Annotated in this window: 6 protein-coding genes; 4 read left to right on the top strand and 2 right to left on the bottom strand. The window is 68.4% G+C overall.

The features are described from left to right. Positions 1–669 (bottom strand): TetR/AcrR family transcriptional regulator (locus ACIY1X_RS00930; RefSeq protein ID WP_399677311.1); only part of this gene is annotated, 669 nt, incomplete at its 3' end. 9 nt (positions 670–678) lie between these two features. Beyond that, entirely contained in the window at positions 679–1896 is a 1218-nt protein-coding gene (locus ACIY1X_RS00925; protein ID WP_399677309.1) for a CaiB/BaiF CoA transferase family protein, read from the bottom strand. Between the two features lie 279 nt (positions 1897–2175). Here ACIY1X_RS00925 and ACIY1X_RS00920 point away from each other — a divergent pair, with 279 nt between their 5' ends. Genes ACIY1X_RS00920 through ACIY1X_RS00905 form a run of 4 tightly spaced genes read left to right on the top strand, consistent with a single transcriptional unit; the run spans position 2176 to position 5999 of the window. Next, positions 2176–3309, top strand: coding sequence for an ABC transporter substrate-binding protein (locus ACIY1X_RS00920; RefSeq protein ID WP_084217464.1), 1134 nt, complete (start codon positions 2176–2178; stop codon positions 3307–3309). Positions 3310–3343: 34 nt separating this feature from the next. Continuing rightward, positions 3344–4216, top strand: coding sequence for a branched-chain amino acid ABC transporter permease (locus ACIY1X_RS00915; protein ID WP_399677307.1), 873 nt, complete (start codon positions 3344–3346; stop codon positions 4214–4216). Continuing rightward, complete coding sequence (locus tag ACIY1X_RS00910) at positions 4213–5205, top strand: branched-chain amino acid ABC transporter permease (RefSeq protein WP_399677305.1); 993 nt, start codon at positions 4213–4215, stop codon at positions 5203–5205. Before ACIY1X_RS00915 ends, ACIY1X_RS00910 begins: the two co-directional genes overlap by 4 nt. After that, positions 5202–5999 (top strand): ABC transporter ATP-binding protein, encoded by a 798-nt coding sequence (locus tag ACIY1X_RS00905; protein WP_399677303.1) that lies wholly within the window; start codon positions 5202–5204, stop codon positions 5997–5999. The genes ACIY1X_RS00910 and ACIY1X_RS00905 overlap by 4 nt, the downstream gene beginning before the upstream one ends. The last annotated feature ends 1 nt before the right edge of the window (position 6000 follow it).

Below are 6000 nucleotides of genomic sequence, written 5' to 3'. Positions count from 1 at the left end.
GGCCGCGATGCCGTCGATCAGCGTGTCCATGAAGTTGTCGGCCACCTGCGGGATCGACAGCTTGCCGCTCTCGCTGTACCAGCGCGGCACCCAGTTCAGGGCACCGAACAGCAGCGCCGAGAACATCCCCGGATCGCAGGGGCGGACGCTGCCGTCGGCGATGCCCTCGGTGACGAGGGCGCGCACGGTGCTGTCCAGCCGGCGCTGGAACTGGCGGATGTCGCCGTCGCTGCCGCTGCTCATCTCCAGGGGCCGCTGGCCGACCAGCACCAGGCAGCGGCCGAAGTCGCTGTTCTGCGCCACCGCCAGGCTGCGCACGAAGTCGCGCAGGCGCTGCAGCACGGGCACGCTGCGGTCGCGGGTCTTCTCGATCACGTTGTCCAGGTCGCTGAACGAGAGCATCTGGCACTGGTAGAGGATGCTTTCCTTGTTGGCGACGTAGTGGTAGAGCGTCGCCTTGTGCATGCCGAGCCGTTCGGCGATGTTGTCCAGCGAGGTCGACTCGTAGCCTTTCTCGGCGAACAGTTGCGCCGCCGTGCGCAGGATGGCGATCCGCTTGTCGTCGTGCTTGGTGCCCATCCCCGTCTTCTTGCGGCCCGCGGTGGGGCGCGCACTGGCGGGCGTGCGGCTGGCGGCCGCCGGGGGCAGGCTGAGGGCCTTCGATTTCATGGCCCGCGATTATCCGGAAACCACCCGTGCCGCCACGAGTTCGTCGATCTTCGCCGCCGACAGCCCGATCCGGCCGAGGATCTCGCGCGTGTGCTCGCCCAGCAGCGGTGCGCGATGGCGCACCGCGCCGGGCGTGGACGAGAGCTTGACCGGCACGCCGGGCACCACGGCGGGGCGCGCGCTGCCGGGCTGCTCGACCTCGGGCAGCATCTGGCGGGCCGCGAAGTGCGGGTCGGAGAAGATGTCCTCGGCCGTGTAGATCGGGCTGAAGGGGATGCGGTTGCCGAACAGCTCGCGCAGCTCGGCCTTGGTGCGCGCGGCGGTGAAGCGCTCGATCTCCTCCATCAGCGCGGCGCGGTGCGTCCAGCGCGATTCCTCGTCAGCGAAGCGCGGGTCCTGCGGCAGCTCGGGCCGGCCGATGAGCGCGGCCAGTTCGCGGAACTGCGGGTCGTGCGGCGCGGCCAGCGCGACCACGCCGTCCTTGACGCGGACGGTGTCGAAGGGCGCCATGCCGGGGATGCCGTTGCCGACGGGCACGGGCGACACGCCGCGGAAGCTGTACTGGCTCACGACCAGCTCGGACAGGGCGAGGATGCTGTCGGTCATGGCCACGTCGACGTACTGGCCCTGGCCGGTCGCGCGGGCGTGCCACAGCGCGGCCATGGTGCCGAAGGCCGCGAACAGGCCCGAGACGGTATCGCCGGCGCCGCCGCCCACCTTGACCGGGTGCTCGGGGTCGGTGCCCGTGATGCCCATCCATCCGCCCATCGCCTGCGCGACGATGTCGAAGGCGGGCCAGTCCATGTAGGGGCTGACGCCGCCCACGCGGTCGCCGAAGCCGCGCACGGAGGTGTAGACCAGGGCCGGGTTGATGCTGCGCAGCTGCTCGTAGCCCAGCCCCAGCTTCTCCCGCACGCCGGCGCGGTAGTTCTCCACCAGGGCGTCCGCCGTACCGGCCAACTGCCTGAGCAGCGCCTGGCCTTCCGGGTGCTTGAGGTTCAGCGCCAGGGACTGCTTGTTGCGGTTGCATGCCTGGAACAGGCCGCCGAGCTGCCGCTGGCGGTCGTCGTCCCGGAAAGGGCCCATCCTGCGGAAGAAGTCGCCGTCCAGCGGCTCGACCTTGATGACGTCGGCACCGTGGTCGGCCAGGACCTGCGAGCAGAAGGGCCCGGCGAGCGCGTGTGTGAGATCGAGGACTCGCAGACCTTTGAGGGCACCAGTGGGCATCATGCTTTTCAAAATATCAACCAAACGGTGGGTTGATTATTCCATCGGGCAGCGGCGAGGTAAAGCGGCGTGGAGGAGGGGGCAATCGCGCGCCGCGCTGGCATCGAAGTTGCTTATCAGTCGATCAATTAATTTCTCAAGGGTTAACCCCAGCGTGTGATCGAGGTCAAGGAACTATTCTTTCGCCAAAAATTAATTGATCGTTTAATTTATTAGAGCCGACACGCAGCGCCTCCGATGGCCTGCGCTCGGGTGGGTCTCGTTCAACTGGAGAATGAAATGCACAAGTGGTCCCAAGTGATGTCCCTGGCCGGCCTGTTCGCCGTGTCGGCGCTGGCCAGCGCACAGGAGACGGTGAAGATCGGCGTGATCGAGCCGCTGACCGGCTCGGTCGCCTACAACGGCCTGGCCTCGGTCAACGGCGCCAAGCTGGCGGTGGAGCAGCGCAACGCCGCCGGCGGCGTGCTCGGCCGCAAGGTCGAGCTGGTGATCGAGGACGGCCAGTGCCGGCCCGCCAACTCGGTGAACGCCGCCGAGAAGCTGGTCCAGCGCGACAAGGTGGTGGCGCTGTCGGGCGCCTTCTGCAGCTCGGCCACCGCGGCGGTGATGCCGGTGGCGGAGAAGTACAAGGTGCCGTTCCTGAGCGGCGTGTCGTCCAAGGCCGACCTCACGGAGAAGGGCATGCAGTACTTTTTCCGCTCGGCCGAGACCGACCGCCTCATGTCCAGGACCTTCAGCAAGATCCTCGCGGACAAGCTGCAGCTCAAGTCGGTGGCCTACATCGGCGTCAACGACGACTGGGGCCGCGGCGGCGTGGAGGACTTCTCCAAGGACCTGGAGGCGCTCGGCGTGAAGACCGTGATGAAGGAGTACTTCGACCACGGCGCCACCGACTTCTACACGCTGCTGACCAAGCTGCGCGCGAGCAAGGCCGACGGCGTGTTCGTGGCTGCCGAGACGCAGGACGGCTCCATCCTGGTCAAGCAGTTCAAGGAGTTCGGCCTGAAGACCAAGATCTTCGGGGTGGGCTCCTGGGCCACCGCCGACTTCATCGGCCTGACCGGCGACGCCTCGGAAGGCATCTACGCCGCCGTGCCCTATGCCTCCAGCCTGCCCAGCGAGCGCAACAAGGCCTTCGTCGAGCTCTACAGCAAGGCCTACAAGGAAAAGCCGGGCAAGTACGGCGCCGCCGGCTACAACGCCATGAACATCCTGCTCGACGCCGTCGCGCGGGCCGGCAAGGCCGAGCCGGAGGCCATCCGCGACGCGCTGCGCAAGACCGACTACGCCGCGCCCAACGGCCGCTACCGCTTCACCGACAAGGGCGAGGGCTACGGCTTCGACGTGGTGCTGGTGCAGATCAGCAACCGCGAGCCGAACGTGGTCGCGCAGTCGGCCACCGAGAAGCCCTGAGCCGCGGAACCACTGAAAAACGGGACATCCGACGATGGAACTACTCCCACAGTACCTCGCCAACGGCCTGGTGACCGGTTCGTTCTACGCGCTCTCGGCGCTGGGGCTGACCCTCATCCTCGGCCTGATGCGCGTGGTCAACTTCGCCCACGGCGAGCTCTACATGCTCGGCGGCGTGATGGGCTGGTGGGCCACCACCCGGCTCGGCCTGGACTTCTTCACCGGCCTGGTGCTGGTGGCCGTGGTCATGGGCGCCTTCGGCTGGCTGGTCGACCGCTTCCTGATCGAGCGCATCCGCCACCAGGGCGAGGAGCCCGGCATCCTGCTGACCATCGGCCTGTCGATCTTCCTGGCCAACACGGCCCTGCTGGCCGTGGGCACCGCGCCGCTGAAGGTGGAGGCGCCGATCTCCGCCGGCCCGATGTTCCTCGGCCCGGTGGTGCTCACCAAGCTGCGGGTGTTCGCGGTGCTGGTGTGCGCGCTGCTGATCGTGGCGGCCTGGCTGGTCATCCACAAGACGCGCCTGGGCCGCGCGATGCGCGCGACCTTCCAGGACCCGATGGCGGCGCAGCTGGCAGGCGTGCGCACCGCCAACGTGTACGCGGCGACCTTCGCCATGGGCACGGTGATCGCCTCGATGGCCGGCATGCTGCTCGGCTCCATCTACTCGGCGCAGGTCGCCATCGGCGGCCTGGTCAGCATGAAGGCCTTCGTGGTGGTGATCCTCGGCGGCATGGGCAGCTTCGCCGGCGCGGTCGCGGGCGGCCTGCTGCTGGGCGTGGTCGAGGCGCTGTGGGGCGGCTACGTGGCCACCGGGTGGGTGGACATCATCGGCTTCGCGCTGGTGATCCTCACGCTGGTCTTCCGGCCCTACGGGCTCTTTTCGAAGCGGGCGGAGCGGGCATGAAGTTCGAGAAACACTGTCTCTGGGGCCTGATGGCGCTGGCCGCGCTGCTCCCCCTGCTGGTGCGCGACCAGTACGTGCTGCACATCGCCATCATGGTGCTGTTCTACGCGGTGCTGGCGAGCAGCCTGAACCTGGTGGTCGGCTACGTGGGCGAGTTCTCGCTGGGGCACACGGCCTTCCTCGGCACCGGCGCCTACACGGCGGCGATCCTTTCCACGCAGTACGGCTGGCCGATGTGGGCCACCGTGCCGGCGGCGGGGCTGCTGGCCATGCTCGTGGGCGTGGTGATCGGCGGCATCACGCTGCGGCTGCAGGGCCCGTTCTTCGTGATCGTGACGCTCTCGTTCGCCGAGGTGCTGCGCCTGGCGGCCGACAATTGGATCGCCCTGACCAACGGCCCGATGGGCATCGCCGGCGTCCCGCAGCCCGCGCTGCTGGCCGAGGCGGGCAACCTGGGCGCCAAGCAGTTCTACTACACGGTGGCCTGGCTGCTGCTCGCGCTCACGCTCTACCTGAGCTTCCGCTTCGTGTACTCGAACGCCGGCCGCGCGGCGGTGGCGGTGCGCGAGAACCGCTACGTGGCGCAGTCCATCGGCATCCAGCCGCTGCACTACTCGATGCTCGCGCTGGTGCTGGGCGCCCTGTTGTCGGGCATGGCCGGCGGCTTCTATGCCCACTACATCTCCTTCGTCGGGCCCGAAGTGTTCCGCTTCGCCTTCATGGTGAGCATGATCATCATGGTGCTCGTCGGCGGCAAGGGCACGCTGGTGGGGCCGCTGATCGGCGCGCTGCTGGTGACCTTCCTGGAGGAATACCTGCGCGAGGCCAAGGAGCTGCGCCTGTCGATCTTCGGCCTGGCCGTGATCGCGATCGTGCTCTTCCTGCCGCGCGGGCTGATGGGCTTCGTCGTCCAGTGGCGCGCGTCGCGCAGGGCCGACGCGCCCAAGGTCGCGGTGGCGCCTTCGCAGCCGGAGAGGAGGGCGGCATGAACGCGATCCAGGCCAGGAAGACGCCGCGCGCGCTGGAGGTGCGCGGCCTGGGCAAGTCCTTCGGCGGCATCCATGCGGTCAGGGACATCAGCTTCGACGTGCAGTCCGGCGAGATCGTCGGCCTGATCGGCCCCAACGGCGCCGGCAAGACCACCTGCTTCAACCTGATCACCGGCTTCTACGCGCCCAGCGCCGGCCGCGTGCGCTTCGGCGGCACGGACGTGACGGGGCGCAAGCCCTACCACATGGCCCGGATGGGCATCGTGCGCAGCTTCCAGAAGACCAACATCCTGAAGTCGCTCACGGTGTTCGAGAACGTGCTCACCGGGCACTACATGGAGGCGCGCCAGCCGCTGTGGCGCACCTTCTTTCCGGGCCGCGCGGTGCGCGTCGCGGAAGCGGCGGCGCGCGAGAGCGCCGAGCGCATCGTGCGCACCATGGGCTTGGCGCACCGCATGGACGCGCCGGCCTCGGTGCTGTCGTGCGGCGAGCTGCGCCTGCTCGAAGTGGCGCTGGCGCTGGCCGCCAAGCCCGAGATCCTGATGCTCGACGAGCCGGCGGCCGGCCTGAACAGCCAGGAGGCGCGCCAGTTCGGCGAGATCCTGAAGACGGTGCGCGGCACGCTGGTGGAGTCGATCCTGATCGTGGAGCACAACATGGGGCTGGTGATGGGCGTGTCGGACCGGGTGGTGGTGATGCACTTCGGCCAGAAGCTGGCCGAGGGAACGCCGGCCCAGGTGCAGTCCGACAGCAAGGTGGTCGAGGCGTATCTCGGCGGAGGAAGGAAGGCATGAG

Origin of the sequence: Xenophilus sp. (assembly GCF_044462705.1) — a bacterium.
GTDB classification, from domain to species: Bacteria; Pseudomonadota; Gammaproteobacteria; order Burkholderiales; family Burkholderiaceae_C; genus Xenophilus; species Xenophilus azovorans.
The sequence above is the reverse complement of the archived record's forward strand: the minus strand, read 5'-3'. Positions and strand labels throughout refer to the sequence as shown.

Coding starts and splice junctions, on each gene's coding strand:
- ACIY1X_RS00920 (WP_084217464.1), top strand. CDS start 2,176: ATGCACAAGTGGTCCCAAGTGATGTCCCTGGCCGGCCTGTTCGCCGTG.
- ACIY1X_RS00915 (WP_399677307.1), top strand. CDS start 3,344: ATGGAACTACTCCCACAGTACCTCGCCAACGGCCTGGTGACCGGTTCG.
- ACIY1X_RS00910 (WP_399677305.1), top strand. CDS start 4,213: ATGAAGTTCGAGAAACACTGTCTCTGGGGCCTGATGGCGCTGGCCGCG.
- ACIY1X_RS00925 (WP_399677309.1), bottom strand. CDS start 1,896: ATGCCCACTGGTGCCCTCAAAGGTCTGCGAGTCCTCGATCTCACACAC.
- ACIY1X_RS00905 (WP_399677303.1), top strand. CDS start 5,202: ATGAACGCGATCCAGGCCAGGAAGACGCCGCGCGCGCTGGAGGTGCGC.